Annotated in this window: 15 protein-coding genes; 8 read left to right on the top strand and 7 right to left on the bottom strand. The window is 67.5% G+C overall.

Annotation, left to right across the window (positions count from 1 at the left end; all coding sequences use genetic code 11):
- Window positions 1–5 precede the first annotated feature (5 nt).
- Window positions 6–1952, top strand: coding sequence for a 1-deoxy-D-xylulose-5-phosphate synthase (gene dxs / locus PNO31109_RS14700; protein ID WP_150556213.1), 1947 nt, complete (start codon window positions 6–8; stop codon window positions 1950–1952).
- A 119-nt stretch (window positions 1953–2071) separates the two neighbouring features.
- On the opposite strand, the gene hpnN is transcribed toward dxs, so the two are convergent.
- Entirely contained in the window at window positions 2072–4723 is a 2652-nt protein-coding gene (gene hpnN / locus PNO31109_RS14705; protein WP_150556214.1) for a hopanoid transporter HpnN, read from the bottom strand.
- Between the two features lie 336 nt (window positions 4724–5059).
- Here hpnN and PNO31109_RS14710 point away from each other — a divergent pair, with 336 nt between their 5' ends.
- The 5 genes from PNO31109_RS14710 (at window position 5060) to PNO31109_RS14730 (ending at window position 10369) form a co-directional block, all read left to right on the top strand.
- Window positions 5060–5722, top strand: a complete 663-nt coding sequence (locus tag PNO31109_RS14710) for an MlaC/ttg2D family ABC transporter substrate-binding protein (RefSeq protein ID WP_150556215.1) — start codon at window positions 5060–5062, stop codon at window positions 5720–5722.
- Between the two features lie 347 nt (window positions 5723–6069).
- Window positions 6070–7029, top strand: coding sequence for a 4-hydroxy-3-methylbut-2-enyl diphosphate reductase (gene ispH / locus PNO31109_RS14715; RefSeq protein WP_150556216.1), 960 nt, complete (start codon window positions 6070–6072; stop codon window positions 7027–7029).
- Window positions 7030–7052: 23 nt separating this feature from the next.
- Window positions 7053–8174 carry an adenosyl-hopene transferase HpnH gene (gene hpnH, locus PNO31109_RS14720; protein WP_150556217.1) on the top strand — a complete coding sequence of 374 codons (1122 nt, stop codon included), beginning with the start codon at window positions 7053–7055 and terminating at the stop codon, window positions 8172–8174.
- Window positions 8175–9170 carry a hopanoid-associated sugar epimerase gene (gene hpnA / locus PNO31109_RS14725; protein ID WP_150556218.1) on the top strand — a complete coding sequence of 332 codons (996 nt, stop codon included), beginning with the start codon at window positions 8175–8177 and terminating at the stop codon, window positions 9168–9170.
- Window positions 9167–10369 (top strand): glycosyltransferase, encoded by a 1203-nt coding sequence (locus tag PNO31109_RS14730; protein WP_150556219.1) that lies wholly within the window; start codon window positions 9167–9169, stop codon window positions 10367–10369. The genes hpnA and PNO31109_RS14730 overlap by 4 nt, the downstream gene beginning before the upstream one ends.
- A gap of 187 nt (window positions 10370–10556) precedes the next feature.
- On the opposite strand, the gene PNO31109_RS14735 is transcribed toward PNO31109_RS14730, so the two are convergent.
- The 4 genes from PNO31109_RS14735 to hpnD form a co-directional block, all read right to left on the bottom strand.
- A complete protein-coding gene (locus PNO31109_RS14735) occupies window positions 10557–11252 on the bottom strand; it encodes a phosphorylase (protein ID WP_150556220.1) in 696 nt (231 codons plus the stop codon).
- An 8-nt stretch (window positions 11253–11260) separates the two neighbouring features.
- Window positions 11261–13225, bottom strand: coding sequence for a squalene--hopene cyclase (gene shc / locus PNO31109_RS14740; RefSeq protein ID WP_150556334.1), 1965 nt, complete (start codon window positions 13223–13225; stop codon window positions 11261–11263).
- Between the two features lie 187 nt (window positions 13226–13412).
- Window positions 13413–14666 (bottom strand): hydroxysqualene dehydroxylase HpnE, encoded by a 1254-nt coding sequence (hpnE, locus tag PNO31109_RS14745; RefSeq protein ID WP_150556221.1) that lies wholly within the window; start codon window positions 14664–14666, stop codon window positions 13413–13415.
- Window positions 14666–15514 carry a presqualene diphosphate synthase HpnD gene (gene hpnD, locus PNO31109_RS14750; RefSeq protein WP_150556222.1) on the bottom strand — a complete coding sequence of 283 codons (849 nt, stop codon included), beginning with the start codon at window positions 15512–15514 and terminating at the stop codon, window positions 14666–14668. Before hpnD ends, hpnE begins: the two co-directional genes overlap by 1 nt.
- 276 nt (window positions 15515–15790) lie before the next feature.
- Between hpnD and hpnC the strand changes: the two genes are divergently transcribed.
- Both hpnC and PNO31109_RS14760 read left to right on the top strand, forming a co-directional pair.
- Complete coding sequence (gene hpnC / locus PNO31109_RS14755) at window positions 15791–16645, top strand: squalene synthase HpnC (RefSeq protein ID WP_150556223.1); 855 nt, start codon at window positions 15791–15793, stop codon at window positions 16643–16645.
- A 237-nt stretch (window positions 16646–16882) separates the two neighbouring features.
- Window positions 16883–17833 (top strand): DMT family transporter, encoded by a 951-nt coding sequence (locus PNO31109_RS14760; RefSeq protein ID WP_244958179.1) that lies wholly within the window; start codon window positions 16883–16885, stop codon window positions 17831–17833.
- Window positions 17834–18033: 200 nt separating this feature from the next.
- On the opposite strand, the gene PNO31109_RS14765 is transcribed toward PNO31109_RS14760, so the two are convergent.
- Both PNO31109_RS14765 and PNO31109_RS14770 read right to left on the bottom strand, forming a co-directional pair.
- Entirely contained in the window at window positions 18034–18636 is a 603-nt protein-coding gene (locus PNO31109_RS14765) for a hypothetical protein (protein WP_150556225.1), read from the bottom strand.
- 234 nt (window positions 18637–18870) lie between these two features.
- Complete coding sequence (locus tag PNO31109_RS14770; RefSeq protein ID WP_150556226.1) at window positions 18871–22221, bottom strand: autotransporter outer membrane beta-barrel domain-containing protein; 3351 nt, start codon at window positions 22219–22221, stop codon at window positions 18871–18873.
- Between the last annotated feature and the right edge of the window lie 569 nt (window positions 22222–22790).

The following is a 22790-nucleotide window of genomic DNA, read 5'->3' on the forward strand; positions in this document are numbered from 1 at the left end:
CAGCCATGACCGATCTGCTTGCCAGCATCCAGTCCCCGGCGGCCCTGCGCGCCCTCTCGCGCGCCGAGCTGCGCCGTCTGGCCGACGAAGTGCGTGCATGCGTGCTCGAGAACGTGTCGCGCACCGGCGGGCATCTGTCGTCGAACCTCGGCACCGTTGAGCTCACGATCGCCCTGCACTACGTGTTCGATACGCCCAACGACCGCATCGTGTGGGACGTCGGCCACCAGACTTATCCGCACAAGATCCTCACGGGCCGCCGCGAGGCCATGCCGACGCTGCGTCAGTGGCAAGGCCTCTCGGGCTTCCCGAAGCGCGACGAGTCGCCCTATGACACCTTCGGCACGGCGCACTCGAGCACGTCGATCTCGGCGGCCCTCGGCATGGCGCTGGCGAGCAGGATCAAGGGCGAGAAGCGGCATGCGATCGCCGTGATCGGCGACGGCGCGATGACGGCGGGCGAAGCCTTCGAGGCATTGAACAACGCCGGCGTGTACGACGACCTGCCGTTTCTTGTCGTGCTCAACGACAACGACATGTCGATCTCGCCGCCGGTCGGTGCGCTCAACCAGTACCTCACGCGGCTGATGTCCGGCCAGTTCTATTCGGCGGGCAAGGAAAGCGTTCGCCAGTTGCTGCGCAATGCCCCGGCGCCGATGCGCGAGCTCGCGCACAGGCTCGAGGAGCACGCCAAGGCCATCGTGCAGCCGACGGGCACGATGTTCGAAGAATTCGGCTTCAACTATCTCGGCCCCATCGACGGTCATGACCTGGACGCGCTCATTCCCGCGCTCGAGAACATCAAGGCGCTCAGGGGGCCGCAGTTCCTGCACGTCGTCACGCGCAAGGGGCGCGGCTACAAGCTCGCCGAAGCCGATCCGGTGCTGTATCACGGGCCCGGCAAGTTCAATCCGAGCGAGGGCATTCGGCCCGCCGCGCCCGGCACCGCCTCACCGAAGACCTATACACAGGTCTTCGGCGAATGGCTGTGCGATGCGGCGGCCGCCGACGCGCGCGTGGTCGGCATTACCCCCGCCATGCGCGAAGGCTCCGGTCTGGTGGCGTTCGAGAAGCGCTTTCCCGAGCGCTATTACGACGTGGGCATCGCCGAGCAGCATGCGGTGACGTTCGCCGGCGGGCTCGCCACCGAGGGGCTCAAGCCGGTCGTCGCGATCTACTCGACGTTCCTGCAGCGCGGCTACGATCAGCTGATTCACGACGTGGCGCTGCAGAACCTGCCGGTGGTCTTCGCCATCGATCGCGGCGGCCTCGTGGGCGCGGACGGGGCAACGCATGCCGGCGCGTATGACATGGCCTACCTGCGCTGCATCCCGAACATGGTGGTCATGGCCCCGGCCGATGAGAACGAATGCCGCCAGATGTTGCAAACGGCGCTGGGCATCGACGGCCCGAGCGCCGTGCGCTATCCGCGCGGCGCCGGTCCCGGCGTGGCAACGCAGAGCGGGCTGTCGACGCTGCCCGTGGGCCGCGCGCAAACGCGTCGTCAAAGCGGCGCCCCGGCCGGCCGCCGCGTCGCCATCCTCGCCTTCGGCTCGATGGTCGCCCTCGCGGAGCAGGTGGCGGAGGAGTTCGACGCGAGCGTGCTCAACATGCGCTTCGTCAAGCCGCTCGACGAGGCCGCCGTGCTCGGGGCCGCGCGCTCGCACGACCTCGTCGTGACGCTCGAGGAAGGCGCCGTGATGGGCGGCGCGGGCACGGCATGCGTGGAAGCGCTCAACGCCAGCGGCGTGCAGGCAAACGTGCTCCAGCTCGGTCTGCCCGACACGTACATCGATCAGGGCACGCCGGCGCAGCAACTCGCCTCGGTGGGACTGGACAAGCCGGGGATCATCGCATCGATCCGGCGCGCCATGGCCGAACGCCTGGGTGGCAAGGTCGAGTCCGTGGCGCCGGCGTCCTCGGCGCCCTCCCCGGCGCCGTCCCGCGCCTGAGGTGTCGGCCAGGCGTCGATCTTCACGCGCCCCAAAAGCAAAACGGCACCTTACGGTGCCGTTTTTCGTTGGACGACGTGATCGGCGCGATCGACGTCATCGCCAGCATGCCCGGCAGGCTACTTCAGCGTCCTGGGAGGCTTGAGCAGCGCCGCGCGCTTGTCGCGCGGTTTGCCCATGAGCACGGGCTGGAAGAACACCGCGCCGACGAGCGTACACACGAGCGAGAGCGCGAGCAGCTTGCCCATGCTCGACGTGCCCGGGTGGTGCGAGAGCCACAGACTGCCGAACGCGATACCGGTGGTCGCCGCCGAGAGCACGACGGCTTGCGTGAGGCTCGACTCGAGCAGGCGCGTCTGCCCGTGACGCCATGCGATCACGTAGTAGATCTTGAACGCCACCCCCACCCCCAACAACAGCGGCAACGCGATGATGTTCGCGAAGTTCAGCGGCAAGCCGATGAGCACCGTGATCTCGAGCGTCACGGCCGCCGAGACGAGCAGCGGCACGAGTGTGCGCAGCACGTCGCCGAAGTTGCGCAGCGCGAGCCACAACAGCACGGTGATCGACAGCAGCGCCCAGATGCCCGCTTCGATGAAGGCGCGAATGATGGTGTCGGCCGAGCGCAGGATCGAGATGGGGCCGCCCACGGCGTCGGGCGTGGTCTGCAGCACGGCGGCACTGAACTTGCGCAGCATGGCGTCGTCGCCCGGATCGGCGCCCTTTGCCACGCGTGGCGAAATGTTCACGAGCGCCCGCCCGTCGGCCGAGACCCATTGCGAGACGATGTCCTTGGGCAGCGTCTCGCGCGTGATCGGGCTCGGCTGAAGCGCGTCGCGCAATTGTGCAAGGGCCAGCTTCAGCGGCTCGGCAATGGCGCGTTCGGCGCGATCACGCGTGGCCGCGTCGGCCGCCGCGAGCTTGCGCAGCGCCGTCGCCAGACGCTGCGCTTGCTTCGCCCCTTCGCCCGGATAGTCGATGGCAGCGTCTTCCAGTTGACCCGCCGCCGTCCTGAGCGTCGCTACGCGCACGGCGTCGGGCACCGGCGCCAGCGGCGTCTGCGAGAGCAGCGGCAGCAGCGACGTTGCCGCCGCGCCGATCTGAGCGAGTTTGGCCGGCTGGTTGGCCGGCATGAACGTGGTGAGCGTCACCACGCGCCCGACCTCGGGTACGGCGCGCAGCTTCGCGGCCTCGGCATCGGCCGCATCGAGATCGGGCGCGAGCAGTTGCACGTCGTTCACCCCGGCTTCGGGCGAATTGGCCAGATCGAGCAGCGTAGCCATCGATTCCGTGTGCGGGTCTTTCAGATGCAGCGGATTGAAATCGAAGTGCAGACGCGCGAGCAGCGGCAAGCCCGCCACCACGAGGGCGAGCGTGCCGTACAGCAGCGGCTTGCGGTACTTCTCGGTGAAATCGTCGACGGGCCCGAGGCTGCGAAAGCCCGGCGAGCTCGGTTCTCCCTTCGGCTTGAACACGCTGATGAGCGCGGGCAGCAGCGTGATCGCCGACGGAAACGCCACGCACAGAATCCCGACGCCTGCGATAAGCCCCAGCTCCGACACGCCGCGATAGGCCGTCGGCAGGAACGAGAAGAAGCTGGCGGCCGTGGCCGCCGCAGCCAGCGACAACGGCATGGCAATCGCGCGCCCCGCGCTGCAGAGCGCCCCTTGCAGGACTTCCGCCTCGGAGCTCTCGCCGACCTTGTCGAGCCGATGGCGTTCCTCGCGATAGCGCACGCCGAACTGAATGCCGAAATCCACGCCGATGCCGACGAACAGCACCGCGAAGGCGACCGAAATCATGTTGAGCGCGCCGACCATCATCAGGCCCAGCGCGAAGGTCACCGCCAGGCCGGCCAGCAGCGTAATGAACACCGCCAGGATCATCTTGCCCGAGCGCACGGCAAGCCACAGCACCACGAGCACGGCGAGCAGCGTGATCACGGCGTTGGGCCCGGCGTCTTCGCGCACGGACGCGAACTCCTCGTCGGAGAGCGGGCGCGGGCCGGTCAGGCGCACCGTCGCGCCATAGCGTTCGGCGAGCTTCAGGTCGGCGGCCGCCTGCCGAATGCGCGTGGCGGCGTTCGCGCCCGCTTCGAGCGCGGCGTAGTCGAGCACCGGCTGCACGAGCACGAAGCTGCGCGCGGCAGTCTCGGGCGCCACGAGCGCGCGCCACGACATGCCGGCCGGGCGCCCCGCGAGCACGTCCTCGGTCGTATCGGCGGCGCGCCCGAGCAGGCGCGACATGTCGGAGAGCTTCACCTGACCGGTCAGCAACGGCGTCTGCAACGTGACCGAGAGCAGCCCTGCCAGCCCGTTCAGACTCGGATCCTGCGCGAGACGGCCGATGAGCGGCTTCGCATCTTCGAGCTTGCCGGTAAGCGACCTGACGTCGTCGAGCGAGGCGAACAGCAGCGCGTTGTGCGCGAAGAACTCGCCGGCGCCGGGGCGCGTCACGGCACGGAACACGTCGGTCTCGGTCGAGAGCCTGGCGGCCAGCTCGGCCGCGGCCCTCTCGGCAAATTCCACGGCCGGTGCCTGCACCACGGCGAGCGTGACGTCGGCCTTTTGCGGGAAGGCGCGATCGATTGCGCGGCCGCGCTCGGCGGCGGGCGTGTTCGAATCGATCAGGCTCGAGACGTCGGTATTGATGGCGAAGTGCCTGGCGACGTACACGCTGCTCGCAATCACGAGCAGGAGCGAAGCGAAAATGACCGGGTACGCGTGCTTCGCCGAAAAACGGACGATGCGCACGACGAGCGAACTCAGCATGTAACGGTTCCGGAAGAAATTGACGGCAAAAGGGTGTGGCCGACCGCCAGCGCCGGCGGCTCGAGGGCAAAAGGTAAAGGGTAAAGGAGCGGGCGAGGCCCGTCACCGGAACTGTCGCCGCGCGCGGCACGAAAATGTAACCAAACGCCACACGGCGGGCCGCCTCCGGGAACCAACCGGGGACGGAATCCGTCGATCAGACGTTGGCCGCCGATGCGCGAAAAGTGCGGAAACAGTGAATTTTCAAAACCGCAGCAGTATACAGGGGCCACATGGGGGTCGCCTGGACTACACTACGGCCTACCCCGATTTACACCAACGACGACAAGACTGGGCATGAACAAATTTCTAGTGACGGCAGCCGCGGCCGTTGCCTTGAGCACCACCGCGGGCATCACCGGCGTGAGCCTCGTGTCGAGCGCCTGGGCGCAGGCGAGCGCCAACCCCAACGACATGGTCAGGACGGCCGTCGAGACGGTCGTCAAGGCGGCCAAGGCCGATCCGGCCGCGCGCAACGGCGACGCGGCCGCCACGGCCCGCATCGTGGCGCGCGACTTCCTGCCCTACACCGACTTTCGTCGCACCACGCGCTACGCCGTGGGCCCGAAGGTCTTCGATGCGGCCACGCCCGCTCAGCAGGAGCAGGTTTTCCAGCAGTTCCAGCAATTGCTCGTGAACACCTACGCCCTGCAGCTCATGCAGGTGCGCGGCACCGACCTGTCGTTCAAGTTCGCGCCGGCCAAGCTCGCGCCGAACAGCACCGACGCGGTCGTGGGCGCGTCGGTGAGCGGCACCGGCGACAACCTGTCGGTGGCCTATCGGCTCGCCAAGACCGATAAGGGCTGGAAAATCTACGACATCAACATGATGGGCGAGAACGTGGCCGACGCCTGGCTCATCCAGCTCTATCAACCGCAGTTCAAGGCGCGCATCGCCCAGGGGGGCATCGACGGGCTGATCGCGTACCTGCGCGACAAGAACGAGCGTTTCGGCAAATAAATCAAATACTTGACAACGGGCAGCCCGTTCGCCGCCGCGCGCCGCCGCGGCGGGAATCGCCGGCGAACGGTATTACGGCAGGATCGGACGCATTTCGGCCCCGATGCCTGCCGGTTCGTCAACATTTTCGCAACATCGGCTGACGTTCTCCTACAGGGGCTCGTCAGCAACATTTGGCCGCGCCGGTTACAATCGTCGCTTGTCAAACGACCGGACGGCGGTCCCCCCGAAGGTACACCCGACTTGCCATCTCCCATGGCACCGGGCGGTTCACGGAACGCGTGCATTTCGCGCCGTGGCCCACCGATTGAGACCGTCATCCCGGCCGACCTGAGCCGGAGAGCTGAATGCAAGTCATCCTTGCCCAACCCCGCGGGTTCTGTGCGGGTGTCATACGTGCCATCGAGATCGTGGAACGCGCCCTGGAAAAATACGGCGCGCCGGTCTATGTGCGCCATGAGATCGTCCACAACAAGCATGTGGTCGATTCGCTCAAGGCCAAGGGTGCGCGCTTCATCGACGAGTTGTCCGAGGCCCCTGCGGGCGCGGTGACCATTTTCAGCGCCCATGGCGTGGCACGCGTGGTCGAACAGGAAGCGCAGACGCGCGGGCTCAAGGTGCTCAACGCCACCTGTCCGCTCGTGACCAAGGTGCATATCCAGGGCAAGAACTACGTGTCGGCCGGGCGCGAAGTGATCCTGATCGGCCACGCGGGCCACCCCGAAGTCGAGGGCACGATGGGCCAGATCGACGGCCCGGTGCATCTGGTGCAAACCGAGGCGGACGTCGACGCCCTGCCGCTCGCGCTCGACACGCCCGTGTCCTACGTCACGCAGACCACGCTCTCGGTCGATGAGACTCGCGGTATCATTGCTGCGCTGCAACGTCGCTTTACCAATATCGTCGGCCCGAACACCAAGGACATCTGCTACGCCACGCAGAACCGCCAGACCGCCGTGCGCGAACTGTGCGAGCGCGTGGACGTGCTGCTCGTGGTCGGGGCGACGAACAGCTCGAACTCGAACCGCCTGCGCGAGATCGGCTCCGAAATGGGGCTGCCGAGCTACCTCGTGGCCGATGGCTCCGAAGTCGAGCCCGAATGGGTGCGCGGAAAAGCCCGCATCGGCATTACTGCCGGGGCGTCCGCGCCCGAGCGCATGGTCGAAGACGTGATCGACGCGCTGCGCCGCATCGACACGGTCGAAGTGACTCTCATGGACGGCATCGAGGAAACCATCCAATTCCGCTTGCCGTCGGAATTGACCAAAGACGAGCCGGCCGCCGCCCAACACGCGGTCGCCGGCTAACGCAACACGAACAGGAGCCGAACTTGGCCATCCCCTTCCTGCAACAGGCGTATGTTGGCGCCTACCTGATGAAGCAGCGCCTCAAGGGCAACAAGCGTTACCCGCTGGTGCTGATGCTCGAACCGCTGTTTCGCTGCAACCTGGCCTGCTCGGGCTGCGGCAAGATCGACTACCCGGACCCCATCCTGAACCAGCGCGTCTCGCTCAAGGAGTCGCTCGAGGCGGTCGACGAGTGCGGCGCGCCGGTGGTGTCCATCGCGGGCGGCGAACCGTTGCTGCACAAGGAAATGCCGCAAATCGTCAAGGGCATCATCGCGCGCAAGAAGTTCGTCTATTTGTGCACCAACGCCCTGCTGCTCGAGAAGAAGATCGACGACTACGAGCCGAGCCCGTTCTTCGTCTGGTCGATTCACCTCGACGGCGACCGCGAAATGCATGACGCCGCGGTCTCGCAAGAAGGCGTGTACGACCGTGCCGTGGCGGCCATCAAGCTGGCCAAGTCGCGCGGCTTTCGCGTGAACATCAACTGCACGCTGTTCAACAACGCCGATCCCGAGAAGGTCGCCAAGTTCTTCGATTCGACCAAGGATCTGGGCCTCGACGGCATTACCGTGTCGCCGGGCTACGCCTACGAGCGCGCGCCGGATCAGCAGCACTTCCTGAACCGCTCGAAGACCAAGCAGCTCTTTCGCGACATTCTCAAGCGCGGCAACGGCGGCAAGAAGTGGTCGTTCAGCCAGTCGAGCCTGTTTCTCGACTTCCTGGCCGGCAACCGCTCGTACCACTGCACCCCATGGGGCAACCCCACGCGCACCGTGTTCGGCTGGCAGCGTCCGTGCTACCTGCTGGGCGAAGGCTATGCCAAGACGTACACCGAGTTGATGGAAACCACCGACTGGGACAAGTACGGCGTGGGCAATTACGAAAAGTGCGCCGACTGCATGGTGCACAGCGGCTTCGAAGCCACGGCCGTCAACGAGACGATGTCGCACCCGCTGCGCGCGCTCGGCGTGGCGCTCAAGGGCGTGCGCACCGAAGGCCCGATGGCCGAGGACGTCTCGTTCGCCAGGCAGCGTCCGGCCGAGTACGTCTTCTCGAAGCACGTCGAGATCAAGCTCGACGAACTGCGCCGGGCCAAGGCATAAATGCCCTCGCGTGTGCTGGTGACCGGCGCCTCCGGGTTCGTCGGTTCTGCGGTGGCACGCACGGCGCTCGCACGCGGTCACGAGGTTCGCCTGCTGGTGCGCGGCACCAGTCCGCGGGCGAACCTTGCCGACCTGCCTGTCGAAGTCGTGGAAGGCGACATGCGCGACGCCGCGTCGATGCAGCGCGCGCTCGAAGGCATCGACGCCCTGCTGCATGTCGCCGCCGACTATCGCCTGTGGGCGAAAGATCCCAACGACATCATGCGTGCCAATATCGACGGCACGCGCACGGTAATGGAAGCGGCGTTGCGCGCCGGCGTCCGGCGCGTGGTGTACACGAGCAGCGTTGCCACGCTGCGCGTGCATGACGCCACCGGTCCCGTCGACGAAACCTCCCCGAACGACGAAGCCACGACCATCGGCGTGTACAAGCGCAGCAAGGTCGCAGCCGAGCGTCTGGTCGAGCGGATGATCGCGAACGACGGCCTGCCCGCCGTGATCGTCAATCCGTCCACGCCCATCGGGCCGCGCGACATCAAACCCACGCCCACGGGCCGCATCATCGTCGAGGCCGCCCAGGGCAAGATTCCGGCCTTCGTCGACACGGGGCTGAACCTCGTGCACGTCGACGATTGCGCCGAAGGTCACCTTCTCGCGCTCGAGCGCGGCCGCATCGGCGAGCGCTACATTCTCGGCGGCGACGACGTCCTGCTGCGCGACATGCTCGCCACCATTGCCGGGATGGTCGGCCGCAAGGCCCCCACCATCTCGCTGCCGCGCTGGCCGCTGTACCCGCTCGCGATGGCGGCGCAAGGCGTGGCGCGCTTCACGGGCAAAGAACCGTTCGTCACGGTCGATGGCCTGAAGATGTCGCGCTATCACATGTTCTTCTCCTCCGAGAAGGCAAGGCGCGAGTTGGGCTACACCGCCCGTCCCTATGCCGACGGCTTGCGCGACGCGCTCGCCTGGTTCGGCTCTGCCGGATATCTGTCATGACTGTTTTGGCCTGGATCGCCGCGCTCTCGCTGGCCATCTGGATCTATCTGCTGAGCTCGCAAGGCGGCTTCTGGCGTGCGCGCGAGCGCGACGACGTCGACGAAGACCGCCTGCCCGTGCCCGAGGCCTGGCCCGCCGTGGCCGTGGTGATCCCCGCGCGCAACGAGGCGCAATCCATTGCGCAGGTGGTCGAGTCGCTGTGCCGTCAGGACTACGCGGGCCGGCTGCGTATCGTCGTCGTGGACGACCAGAGCAGCGACGGCACCGCCGGGCTCGCCCGCGAGGCCGCGCAGCGCGCCGCGGCCGAGGGCTTCGCGCGCCGCGTGGACGTGCTGAGCGGCCAAGCGCTGCCCGGCGGCTGGACGGGCAAGATGTGGGCGATCCGTCAGGGTGTCGCCTTCGCGAGCGATCCCGCAACGGACGACGACGGCATCGTTCCCGAGTACCTGCTGCACACCGACGCCGACATCGCCCACACGCCCGATAACGTGCGTCGCCTGGTCACGCGCGCCGTCGGCGACAGGCGCGTGCTCGTCTCGCTCATGGCGAAGCTGCGCTGCACCGCGTGGTTCGAGCGCACGCTGATTCCGGCCTTCGTGCTGTTCTTCCAGATGCTCTACCCGTTTGCGTGGGTCAACGATCCGAAGCGCCGCATGGCCGCGGCAGCCGGCGGATGCATGTTGATTCATCGCCGCTCGCTCGAAGCCGGCGGCGGCATCGAGGCGATCCGCGACGAGATCATCGACGACTGTGCGATGGGGCGCCTGCTCAAGAAGCAAGGCCCGATCTGGCTGGGGCTCACCGAACGCGCGACGAGCGTGCGTCCCTACGACAACCTTGGCGAGATTCGCAAGATGGTCTCGCGCACGGCATACGCGCAGCTGCAATACTCGCCCGTACTGCTTGCCGGGACGATCGTCTCGCTGTTGCTCACGTTCATCGTGCCGCCGGCGATGACGCTCTTCGCTTCGGGCATCGCGCAATGGCTCGGGCTGTTCGCCTGGCTTGCGATGACGCTCTCCTACCTTCCGATGCTGCGCTTCTATCGCCAGCCGTCGAGCTTCGGCCCCTTCCTGCCGGTCGTCGCCGCGCTCTACACGGTCTTCACGTTCGATTCGGCGCTGCAGCACTGGCGCGGGCGGGGCGGCATGTGGAAAGGCCGTGCACAAGCACGCGGGCAGCAATCGTCGGACGCCTGACCTCGCCCCAATCATCCCCAATCATCCCCAATCATCCCCAATCATCCCCAATCATCCCCGATCGCACGACGGCACGACCGCACGCCAGCCACCGTCGCGGCCATAAAAAATGCCAGCCTGTCCTTGCGACACGCTGGCATTTTTCATCGATCGAATGCAGGCGGCACCGCCTCGCGCGCGGGCCGTTTCAGATACCCGCTGCCGTGGCGCCAAAGCCGGCGCCGAGCTGCAGCGCGATGGCCCGTCGCCCCGCTTGCATGGCCCGCTTCGCACGGCCGGCGTCCTGCCCCACGCGCAGCAGGGCCGGCAACTGGCGCGGATCGCCGGCGAGCGAGCGCAGCACGCCGACGACGTCGGCCGAGCCATCCGGGCGCATGCCGGCCAGCGCCGCCGGCGGCAACGACCGTTCGGCCGGATCGATCACGACACGGGCCGCGACGAACGGCAATCCACGCGCCAGCGCGACACGCGCCACGATATGGGACTCCATGTCGACCGCCGCCGCGCCGGTCTCGCGCGAGAGCGCCGCCTTGTCGCCGGCGGCGACGACGGGCGTCGCCACGCCGGCCAGGTCCGCGTGCAGCGCACCGGGCATGGCGCGCAGCAGCACATCGGCCCAGCCGGGGTGTGCAGCGTACTCGCGCGCCTGCTGCGGCATGTCCAGCACCTTGTGCGCAACGACCCACTGCCCTGGCTTCACCCCGGGAACGAGGCCGCCCGCGGTGCCGAAGCTCACGAGTCCTCGCGCTCCATGGCGAGCGATCGCCGCGTCCAGTTCGGCCGCAAGCGTAGCGTTCTGCGCGCACAGGACATGCACGCCGTCGCCGCGCGCGATACGCGCCTCGAACGGCATGCCGGTCACGACCAGGATGGGCGCGTCCATACCGCTCCCTACATGCCGCAGGGCACCGGGCAGTCGTTGCGCACGGTAAGGTTGCGGTAGCGTGCGAGCGCCCACAGCGGGAAGAACTTGCGATAGCCGTGGTAGCGCAGGTAGAACACGCGCGGGAAGCCTGTGGCCGTGTAGAGGGCTTCGTCCCACAGGCCCTCGTCGTTCTGCGTGTTGAGCAGATAGTCGACGCCGCGCTTGACCGCCGGGTGATCGACCTTGCCGGCGGCCATCAGGCCAAGCAGCGCCCAGGCGGTTTGCGACGACGTGCTCGGCGCGGCTTCGTAGCCCTTGTATTCGAGCTTGTAGCTGTCGCCGTCCTCGCCCCAGCCGCCGTCGGCGTTCTGAATCGAGATGAGCCACTGCGCGGCCTTGGCCATGGCCGGGTGCTCCGGCGTCAAGCCGGCGGCCTGCAGCCCGCACAGCGCCGACCACGTGCCGTACACGTAGTTCATGCCCCAGCGACCGTACCAACTGCCGTCCGGCTCCTGATCGTCGAGGATGTACTTCAGCGCCAGTTCGGCCGAGGCGCGGCGCGCCGGCGACTGCGGCAGTTGCGCGAGCATCGACAGACAGCGGGCGGAGACGTCCACCGTGGGCGGATCGAGCAGCGCGCCATGATCGGAGAACGGGATGTTGTTCAGATACAGGTGCGTGTTCTCCGGCTCGAACGCGCCCCAACCGCCGTTGCTGCTCTGCATGCCGATGACCCATTCGGTGCCGCGATCGATCGCATAGCGCATCGGACGCGTGCTCTCGTCGACCTTGTCGCCCTCGAACTTGCCCGCGAGCTTCTCGTAGCGGTCCATGGCCATGGCCACGACGGCCGTGTCGTCCACGTCCGGATAGTGCGGATTGGCGAACTGGAACGCCCAGCCCCCCGGCCGCACGTTCGGACGGCGCGAGATCCAGTCGCCGCGCACGTCGAGAATCTGCAGCGGAATGAGCCACTCCAGCCCCTTGCCGGCCATCTCGATGGCGCGTTTGTCGCCCGTCTCGAGCAGCGCGTGGGCCGACAGTGCCGTATCCCACACCGGCGACAGGCACGGCTGCACGTAGGTTTCGTGCTCGGCCGGCGTCACGAGCTTTTCCACGGACTTGCGTGCGATCGCGCGGCTCGGATGATCCTCCGGATAGCCGAGCACGTCGTACATCATGACCGCGTTGGCCATGGCGGGATAAATCGCGCCAAGGCCGTCTTCGCCGTTCAGGCGCTCTTCGACGAACTCGACGGCGCGCCGAATCGACTTCTCGCGCAGTTTCTTCGGGAAGAACGGATCGAGCGCGCGCAGCACATGGTCGACGCCGGCGAAGAACGTGAACCAGAAGCGGCTCTGATGCGGCGCACGCTTGGGCGGACCGACGTCCTTCGGGCTGCCGATGAACAGCTCGTCGATGTGCACGCCCTTCGGATTGCGGGCGCGCGGACGCCTGGCCTGCAGCACCAGCAGCGGCACGATCACCGTGCGGGCCCAGTACGACACCTTCGAGAGGTGGAACGGGAACCACTTCGGCAGCAGCATGATCTCGACGGGCATCATCGGCACCGCCTTCCACTCCACCACCCCGTACAGCGCGAGCAGAATCCGCGTGAAGACGTTGGAATTCTGCGCGCCGCCATGCGCGAGGATCGCTTCGCGCGCGCGCACCATGTGCGGGGCGTCGATCGGCTCGCCGATCATCTTGAGCGCGAAATAGGCCTTCACGCTCGCGCTCATGTCGAACTTGCCGTTATGGAACAGCGGCCAGCCGCCGTGCTCACCCTGGATGCGGCGCAGATACGCGGCGATCTTCGCTTCGAGCTCTGCGTCGACCTTCTCGCCGAGATGATGGCGAAGCAACACGTATTCGGCCGGGATCGTGGAATCGGCTTCGAGTTCGAAGAGCCAGTGGCCGTCGTCGTGCTGCAGATCGAGCAGCGCCGTGATCGAGCGCTCGATGCTGCTCTCCAGCGTCTGCGTGGCCATTGCCGTGCTCACCTTCTGGGCGAGCTCGGTATGCAGTTTGAGGTCCACCGCCGTGGCGGTGGCCGTGCGTCGCGCTTCCTTGTCGGAAGCATCGCGTATCGTGTCCATGGCGTTCTTGCCCGTTCAAAGGCGAGTGAGCGGCGCTTGCTGCACGCCGCGGAAAAACAAAGACTTCAGAACAATGACTTCAGGCCGGACGCAGTTCGTCCGCCGCCCGGTTGCCGCTGCGCAATGCCCCTTCGATGGTCGCGGGCAGCCCCGTGGCCGTCCAGTCTCCGGCCAGCATGAGATTGCGCCAGCGCGTTTTGGTGCCGGGCCGGCGTGTGTCCTGCGCCGGCGTTGCTGCAAACGTGGCGCGCTTCTCGCGCACCAGTTGCCACACCGGCATCGGCGTGGCCGGAACCCGACAGGCCCGCGCGACCTCTTCCCAAATGCGTTGCGCGAGCGATTCGCGCGATTCGTCGAGCAAATGGTCCGCGCCGCTGATCGTCACCGACAGCCGGTTCTCGAACGCGAAAATCCAGTCGCTCACGCCGTTGACCACGCCGATCATCGGCGGGCAGCCCGGCGGGGGCGGCACCTGAAAATGCGCGTTGACAATGGCGCGGTATTCGTCGGGCGTCGTCAGGCCGGGGACCAGCGACGCCGCGACGTTCGGCGGCACCGCCAGCACGACGGCATCGTCCTCACCGAGCGCTTGCGGCCCGTCGCCGAAGTCGATCGATTCGACGCGGCTGCCGTCGGCCGCGTAGCCCAGCGCCCGCACGCGGTGCTGCATCAACACCTGCGCGCCCTTCGCGTCCAGAAACGCCAGGGCCGGCGTGACGAACGACACGTCGAGCCCGTCGCTCGCGATAAGCGGATGACACGCCTTGCCGCCGGCCGCGAGCGTCTCGCGGATGACGGCGCCGGCCATCTGCGCCGAGCCTTCGGCCGGATCGGCATTGAGCACGGCAAGAAACAGCGGATGAATCAATCGCTTGTACAGCGTGGGTGGGCAGCGCATCGCGTCGGTCATCGTCGCCTCGGGACCGGCGCGCAGCAGCGGCGCGAGCGACAGGTAATCCGACCATTTCGTGCCGGGCACGCGAGCGCGCCGATCGAAGATCCACCACGGCAGGCGACCCTCGGACAGCCGCACCGTCCAGCGCTCGTCGCTCTCGAGATCGACGAAAGCGAACTCGGCGCGGCCCGGGCCGGTGAGCGTATGTTCCGACCCGATGACGCGCGTGAATTCGCGCATCGCCGTATTGCCCGAGAGCACCAGGTGATTGCCATTGTCGATCACGGCGTTGAGCTGACGATCGAAGTAGGAACGGCAACGGCCGCCCGCCTGGGGCGCCGCCTCGTGCAGTACGACGGCCGCCCCGCGCGAGGCAAGCCGGACCGCGGCGGCCAGGCCCGCAAGGCCGGCGCCGATTACATGAACCGTGCCCGCCATCAGAAGACCATCTGCCGCAGCAGCATCAAAATCAGGCGCCAGCGCGGCACACGTACACGCTCGCGCGGCACGGCGAAGCCACGCGCCACGAGCTTGTCGAGAATTGCACCGTAGGCCCGTGCCATGACGGCCGGGGCTATGACCATGCGGCGCGGATGGCGCGCCATGATGGCGCGCGCCTTCGCATAATGCTCGTGCGCCCGGGCGACCAGCGGTGCGCAGGCGAGGTCGAGCCCCGCGGCAACCACCTTCTCGGGCGTCGCGCCGGCGATACCGGCCTGTGCCAGCGTCTCGCGCGGCAGGTACACGCGCCCGATGGCGGCGTCCTCGTCGATATCGCGAAGAATGTTGGTGAGTTGCAGCGCGCGGCCCAGATGATGGGACAGGTCGATGCCTTCCTGCTCCGGCATGCCGAACACTTTCACCGAAAGACGGCCGACGGCGCTCGCCACGCGATCGCAATAAAGGTCCAGCGTGGCCAGATCGGGCGCGACGATGGGCCCGCAGGCGTCCATTTCCATGCCGTCGATGACGGCGAGGAAGTCTTCGTGCTTCAGCCCGAATTGCCTGACCACGCGCGCGAGATTCGCGAGCGAGGGCGCGGGACGGCCATCGTAGAGGTCGGCCAGATCGCGTCGCCAGGCGGCCAGGCGGGCCATGCGGCTCGCCGACGTGTCGTCGCCGTCGTCGGCAATGTCGTCCACGGCGCGGCAAAAGGCATAGATCTCGAACATGCCTTCGCGCTGCGCGGGCGGCAAAATGCGCATGGCAGCATAGAAACTGCTGCCCGAGGCCACGCGAGCGCTGCTTTGCTCTGGCGAAATATCGATCGGTTCGGCGACGCTCACGAGGCTCCTCGTCGTGCAGGGGAACGGGGTGACACCACGGAAAAACTCTGGGGATTCTTGCAAGGAGGGAAGTATACCGGGGATTGGCGCGACTTTCCCGCCAGAATCGGGAACGATAGCATAGAATCTCGGGGCGCCCGGGGCGGGTTTTCCGGTGTCTTTTGGCGGTTTTCCGCCCGTGTTCCCCCCTGTTGCGCAACTTTGCCCCCGTTGCCCACGTTACCCGCGTTGCCCCGTCAACGCCGCCGCGATGACGTTGTCCCTTTGACGAGCCCGATGACTTCCGACGCCAAGATCGAGCATTACGAGAACTTCCCGGTCGCCAGTATCCTGTTGCCGCCTGAAATGCGCGCGCCGGTCGGCGTCATCTACAACTTCGCCCGCACGGCCGACGACATCGCCGACGAGGGCGACGCCACCAATGCCGAGCGCCATGCCGGCCTCGCGGCGTATCAGGCGGAACTCGACCGGATCGCGGCCGGCGAGCCCACCTCTCCCGACAGGCCGCTGTTCGCCGCGCTCGCCCGCGTCATCGCGCAGTACGGGCTTCCGGTCCAGCCGTTTTCCGACCTGCTCTCGGCCTTCGATCAGGACATCGAGGTCAAACGCTACGCCACGTTCGCAGATCTGCGCGACTACACGCGCCGCTCGGCCGATCCGGTCGGACGCATCATGCTCGGCCTGTTCAAGCTCGACACGCCGGAGAACATCGCGTGCTCGGACGACATCTGCTCGGCCCTGCAGCTCATCAACTTCTGGCAAGACGTGGAAGTGGACTGGCGCAAGGCACGGGTGTATCTGCCGCAGGACGACATGGCCCGCTTCGGCGTGAGCGACGCCGACATCGGCGCGCAGACCTGCGACGAGCGCTGGCGCGCACTGATGCGCTACGAAGTCGACTTTGCGCGGCAGATGATGCTGCGCGGCGCGCCGCTGGCCAATCGCGTGCCGGGCCGCTTCGGGCTCGAGCTGTGCTGCGTGGTGCAGGGCGGCCTGCGCATTCTCGACATGATCGAAGCCGCCGACTACGACGTCTTCCGCCACCGTCCGAAGCTCGGCAAGACCGACGGCGTGCGCGTCTTCCTGCGCGGCCTCGGCATGAAGCTGAGCGGCCGCCCGCCCCACGCCTGAGCGCAAACGGCGCGCCGGACCAGCGTGGCACCAACGATTGCCACGCTTCTGGCGCTTCTCTACGATCCCCGCCCGCCCTAACCTGTCGGCAAGACGCTTGCCGCTCCGCTTCCACTTGCCGCCCGGCCCGGCGCCGGCCATCGCTCCAGCCGTCACCCCGGCCTTCGCCTCGCTCGTCGGGCATCGCGCAACGTCGCCCTCCATCGTCCTGCCATGCCGTTCCGGGAGTCCGCACGCGTGAACCTGCCCGCCAGTCTGCAACGCCTCGCCTCACCCCATTGCCCGGTGCGCTCGCACGCGGGGTTGCTCTTTGTCATCGTGATCGTGACGTGGGGCGTGAACTGGCCCGTGAGCAAAGCCTTGCTCGCGCATGTGTCGCCGTGGTGGAGCGCGGCGCTGCGCGCGACCATCGGCATGTTCACGCTGTTCGTCATCTGCGCGCTCACGCGCCGGCTCGTGCTGCCGCGCCGCGGCGACTGGCCGGTGATCCTGAGCGTCGGTCTCTTGCACATGACGGTCTTCTCGTTGCTCGTGGCGCTGAGCCTGCAGTACGTGAGCGCGGGACGCTCCGCGGTGCTCGCCTACACCACGCCGCTGTGGGTCATGCCGGCCGCACGGCTCTGGCTCGGGGAGGCGCTCGCGCCACGTCGGCTGGCAGGGCTCGCGTGCGGCCTCGTCGGGCTCGGCGTGATGTTCAACCCGCTGGCGTTCGACTGGAGCGATGGCAACGCCGTCTTCGGCAATGCGCTCGTGCTGGGCTCGGCGTTCGTGTGGGCCATTGCGATCGTCCACATGCGTGCGCACCGCTGGGTCAACGGGCCGTTCGAGCTGAGCCCGTGGCAATTGCTGCTGGCGAGCGTGGTGATGTGTACGCTCGCGGCCGTAGTCGACGGCGCGCCGCATGTGAGCGGCTGGGCCGGCTTTTCGGCATTGCTCGCCTACGGCGGCATCGTGGGCGGCGGCATCGCGTATTGGCTCGCGGGCGTCGTGACCCGCCGACTGCCGGCCGGCGTGACGTCGCTGGGCCTGCTGGGCGTGCCGGTGGTCGGCACACTGGCGTCGGCGCTGATCCTGCGCGAGTCGCTTGGCGCGGACGTCTGGATCGCGCTCGCGCTCATCGTTGGCGGCATCGCACTGGGCACGGCGCCCTCGGCTGCGACGCCATGCCGCACCGAAGACGCCGCCTGAGCCCCGGCACACCCGCCCCATCGCAAGGCCCCTCGCCGGGCCGATGTGCCGGGCCGATGTCAGACTGCGCTTCGCGCATGCGCGGGCTTGAGGTGAAGGCCGCGCCGTCTTCGACGAACGGAACTGACATGAACGAGCCGCGTGCGTTGTCTGGCGGGCGCTTCGCATCGTGCCCCTTCCGTGCGGGCTCGTCACGACGATTATTGGGCCGGCGCCCCACTGCCGGGCGCCGGCGCGAGCGGCGCCGAGGCACTATCTCCGGCGGCGTCCCGCCCCGCCATCCGCCGATCGAAAAACGCCGCCAGCGCGGGGTCGTTCACCGTGAGGTCGAACTGACGATCGTCGACGGCGCTGAAATAGCCGTCGCACAAATCGGCCTTGGCGGCCGCGGTGGGCTGATCGTCGATGCTGCGCGCGTACACGACGAACTGGCGTTCGACGAGCATCGGCAGTTGGGTGCGCACCAGCGCGTCGAATTGCTCGCGCGAGCGCGCATCCGAGTACGACGCCTGCAATTCGGCGCGCACGCGCCGGCCCTCCGCGAGATACGCGCGATGGCGAGCCTGCCACGCGCGCAGCGCCGCGTTGCCGCGCGTCTTGGTCGCTTCGCCATACAGGCCGCACTTCTGAACGAGCCGATCGAGCACTTCCCCGACCCCCTCGGGCGACGCCATGGCCGCCCCCATCAACTCCGCCTCGTTCTTGTATTGCGGCGGCTGCGCGAGCGTCACCGTCCACGGCGCGCCCGCCAGCAGCACTGCGCAGGCGAGCGTGCGCCACCTTGTCATGCCAGGTAGATTCATTGCCGGATCGTTGGGATGGCGGGCTCGCTCGTCCCCGCTCTAGGAGATATCGCATCGGCCACGACGTCGATGCAGGCATCTTAGCCGAACTTGCAGACGCCCATCAGCCCGGCCGGCGGGCCCAGCCCCACACATGCTCCACACATGTCTCTCACACGGCGCCTCCCGTGGCTTCTCACTGGCTTCTCACTGGCTTCTCACGCGGCGTCTCGCACCGCGCCCGGCGATCAAACGTCAGAACCGCCAGCTCGCCGACACCGCGCCGGCAACATCCGCATTGCCAGCCTTGTAAAAGTTGCTCGAGATGGCGGCGCCCAACACCATGCGCCGGGCCATGCGATACGACACGCCGGCCTGCAGGCCGAGGCTGTCGCGGCCGACCACTTCGCTTCGCGTTGTGAATGCCGCGCCCGGATAGCCGGCGAAGTTCGCACGCTGCGTGAGCGCGCCTGCGGTCAGCTCATGGTTCCATGTGGCCTGCAAGTTGGCGCTCAGCGCATCGCCCGAGACCATCGGCAGCGCAAAGCGCAGTTCGCCGCCCAAACGGGCGCGCAGCGAGTGGAACGTCTTGCTGTCCAGATGCAGGCGCGCCCCGTCGGCACTGCCTTCGGTCAGGCTGGGACGATACAGCGCGGTGTAGTCCAGGGCGGCCAATGGGCCCACGCTCGTCGTGCTTCCCAACTGCCAACGCCAGCCACCGCCGACGCTCGCCGACGCCGTCGCGCCCGTCCACGTGCCGCGCGGTGTCGCGGTATACCCGCCCGCGGCGATCGTGCGCTCGACGCGAGCGTCTTCCACGCCAACACGCGCCAGCGCGAACCCATGCGGCCCGGCGTCCGGATCGGGCGCAAAGCGCGCATGCACGCCGACGTCGAGCGCCGTCGTCTTGCCGGAGGCCGGGGTCTGGCCGTCCAGACGCGTCGACTGCCCGCTCACGGCCCCATGCACGCCCAACGTCCAGTCACGTCCGTCGCCCGCCACCTTCTCGCCGCCGAACACCACGCCGTAAGTGTTGCCGCTCGCGCCAGCCATGTCGCCGTTGCGCCCGCGCCAGTACCCGCTGCCGAACGGTACCGCGAACGCTCGCCAGTTGCCCGTGAGCTCGCCATCGCCGCCGCCTTTTACGCCATCGGCGCCCACGGCGGCGGCCACCATATCGGTGATCTGGCGCTCGCGCAGCAGCCCGCCGGTCAACATCGCGCCATAGGCTGCCGGCGTGAGCTGCGGCAGTGCGCGGGCGATGCCGCTGCCGTCCGCCGCCGAGAAGTCGAGCGCCGTGACAAGCGGCTGCAGGTCAGCGCCCGCGCTGCCGGCAATCTTGTCGAGCGCCGCGCCCACCTGCCGGGCATTGCCGTCCGCGCCATATCGCGAATAGGCGTGGGCGGCACGCGCCACCTCCACGCGATAGGTGTTGCCGCCAAGCGATGTCGCCCGTGCCATGAGCGTCGGCGACGACAGCAGGGTGGTCACGCTGGCGAATGCACCGGTGATGCTCGCCGCATCAAGCCACTGATCCGACGTGACGCTAAAGCCGCTCGCATACCAGCTTCGCTGCGGGGCGATCGCAAGTGTGCCGTCGAGCGTTGCGTTGCCCGACACGACGAGCTTGCTGAGACTGCCGTCGCCCGAAAGCATGAACAACAGTCGGCCCGTACCTGTCTGCGTGTAGTTGCCCCCCACACTGATGAACCGGCCGGCGAGCAGCGGCGCGACCGTGCCCGCGTTGACGAATCCGCCCGCCGGATCGAGCGTGTAGCGGCTGTTGCCGGCAAGCGTTGCGCCGTTGGCCACGGACACGTCGTGCACGGCGTGATCGCCATTGATTTGCGTCGTACCCCCGAGCATCGCCAGCGACAGGTTGCCGCCCACGATATTGCCGTCGTACCGCCAATGGAAGGTCGGATCAGCCTGCACCGTAGCGACGCCGTTGGCGTCGGGCGCCAGGCCGAAGGTCAGTTGCGTGAGGCGCGGCGCGCCGCTCGCGTCGCGCTGCGAATAGAACGAGAGGATGTCGCCGTAAAGCGCCGCCCCGCGCATCACGTTGATTTGCTCAACGTAGCCGTTCTCCGACATGAACAGCGACGCATAGCTGCCGGCGAGCCGGCCCGTGATGTCCGCGCGCGTGACGAGCGGGCCGTCGAGTTCGTCGAGCAATGGCTGTGCCGCGCCGTTCTGGAGGAAGACGTAAGACCCGCGATAGTCGCCGGCGTCGCCCAGGGCGTTGTGACCGAAGTCGAAGCTCGCCGCAATGCCGTTGGCGCCGAGTGCCTGCACGTCGCCTCGCTGCGTGAAGCTGTGATGCCTGCCGTAGGCGAACATCACGCCGCGGCCGTTCACGCCGTCCGCATACACCCGCGTGCCGGGCAGCACCGTCACGTTGTTCGCCTGTCCGTCCACCCGTATGCCGGCGCCGCCCGGCCCGATCGTGAGCAGGTCGCCGCGTTGTGAAACCGTATTGCCGCTGCCATAGATGTGCAGCCCCAGCCCCTGCGTGGCGGTGTTGTACGTGTTCGGCACATACGCCGTGCCGTCGGCGTTGCGGCCGAAGAACGGCTTGTCGTTGACGACGCTCAGGCCGTCGTTGTAGATCGAGCGGCCGAAGACATTGCGCCGGTCGATGTCGTAGCCAATGTCCTGCAGCGCCGCGAGCTCCGCCTCCATGAACGCCGTGTAATTGCGATACGACTGGTGGCTCATCAGGCTGTTCTTCAACTCGATGTGCGACAGGAGCGGCGTGTCGTAATACGTGCCGGTCATCGCGCGTACCGGAATCCCCCGCATCGCGCCGGCGAGCACTTCGCCGACGTGCTCGCCGGTGAAGTACCCCGTGTCGCCGCGGATGTCGAACGCATCGGGATCCGACATATCGGCGTTCTTGGGTGTGAGGATCACCTGCGCGGGGCGGGCAGCTCTGCCGTTGTCGTCGTGCAGATGCGCGGACCAACTGTCCAGCACGTCGCCGAACCGCGCGGCCGGCTGGCCCGACGGATACTGGCCATAGGCGAAGTTCGTTCCCACGCCCAGTGCATGCGCCACCTCGTGGAACATCACCGCCGTCATGTCGGCCTTTGCGGTAACGGGAATCTGCGACGGCGCGTAAGGCGCCGTCGAGAAGTCCATCTGCCCGAGCGTGATCTCGCCGTGCGCCTGCAGGTACGTGGGGCCGCCAAGGCTGCTGTTCTGCAGCGCGGCCTGTACGAGCGTCGGGTTCCGGTCGCCCGCGGCGCTCGCATCGTTTGCCTTGTAAACATACGGGCTGAACGCATGGGCGCCCTCCTCGGTGCTCATGCCCACATTGATGATCGCCGGCGACTTGCCCGGGCTCACCCTGATGATCTCCCCCCAGTGTTCCAGCGCGCCGCGCACCTGTGCCGTCTGCAGCGGCGAGAGTGCGCCCGTCGAAAACAGCTTCGTCACGTCATCGACGTCGATGGCATAGGCGCCGTCCGTCGGTGAAAATAACCGCGCCTGTATGAACGGCGTGCCGCTGCGGTCGTCGATGTCGAGCGACGTGAACGCCTGCGCGGGCGACATCACCGTGCAAAGCGCCGCGAACGCGACGCCGGTCATGCGAATCGTCCTCATTCAGTACTCCGTATCCATGGATGGCTTCTGCCAGGCTTCGAAAGTCGAAGCGAATGGTACGGAGCGGGCCCGCAGACGTCACTGCGATTTATACGGGGTTTGCCGGAAGCCTGCCGGCATCTCCCGCCGCCCGCGTGAAACAAGGGGCTTCAAACGTCTACCCGCCGAAAACGCCGAGAGTCGGCCCGGCCGGTATTAATCACAGTTTCGCCGCAAGCAGGCGATGACGATACTTCACTCGACGGCTGACGAGACCCGCAACGGCCGGAAACCTCGCGCCGGACCCGAACGGCAGCACATCGACTCAAGGAGACTCACCATGGCGCCTCTCATCGACCTCATCGGCGGCCTGCTCTACAGCGACGCTTGCGTGCAAACCGGCATGCAATGCGCCGTCACGGTGGCCCACGTCTTCGGCTACTGACCGGTCGGCCGCAAACATCCACGTCGCCTATCCGGGAGACAACACATGGCCGCTGGGCGGCCGGTCTCGCGCACGTCTTCCGAGGCCGCGGCGGCGCACCGGCGTGCGTCCGTGCCAGACACGGCCTCGCACCGACTTTTCGACG

This window comes from Pandoraea nosoerga, assembly GCF_902459585.1.
In the GTDB taxonomy this organism is placed as follows: Bacteria; Pseudomonadota; Gammaproteobacteria; order Burkholderiales; family Burkholderiaceae; genus Pandoraea; species Pandoraea nosoerga.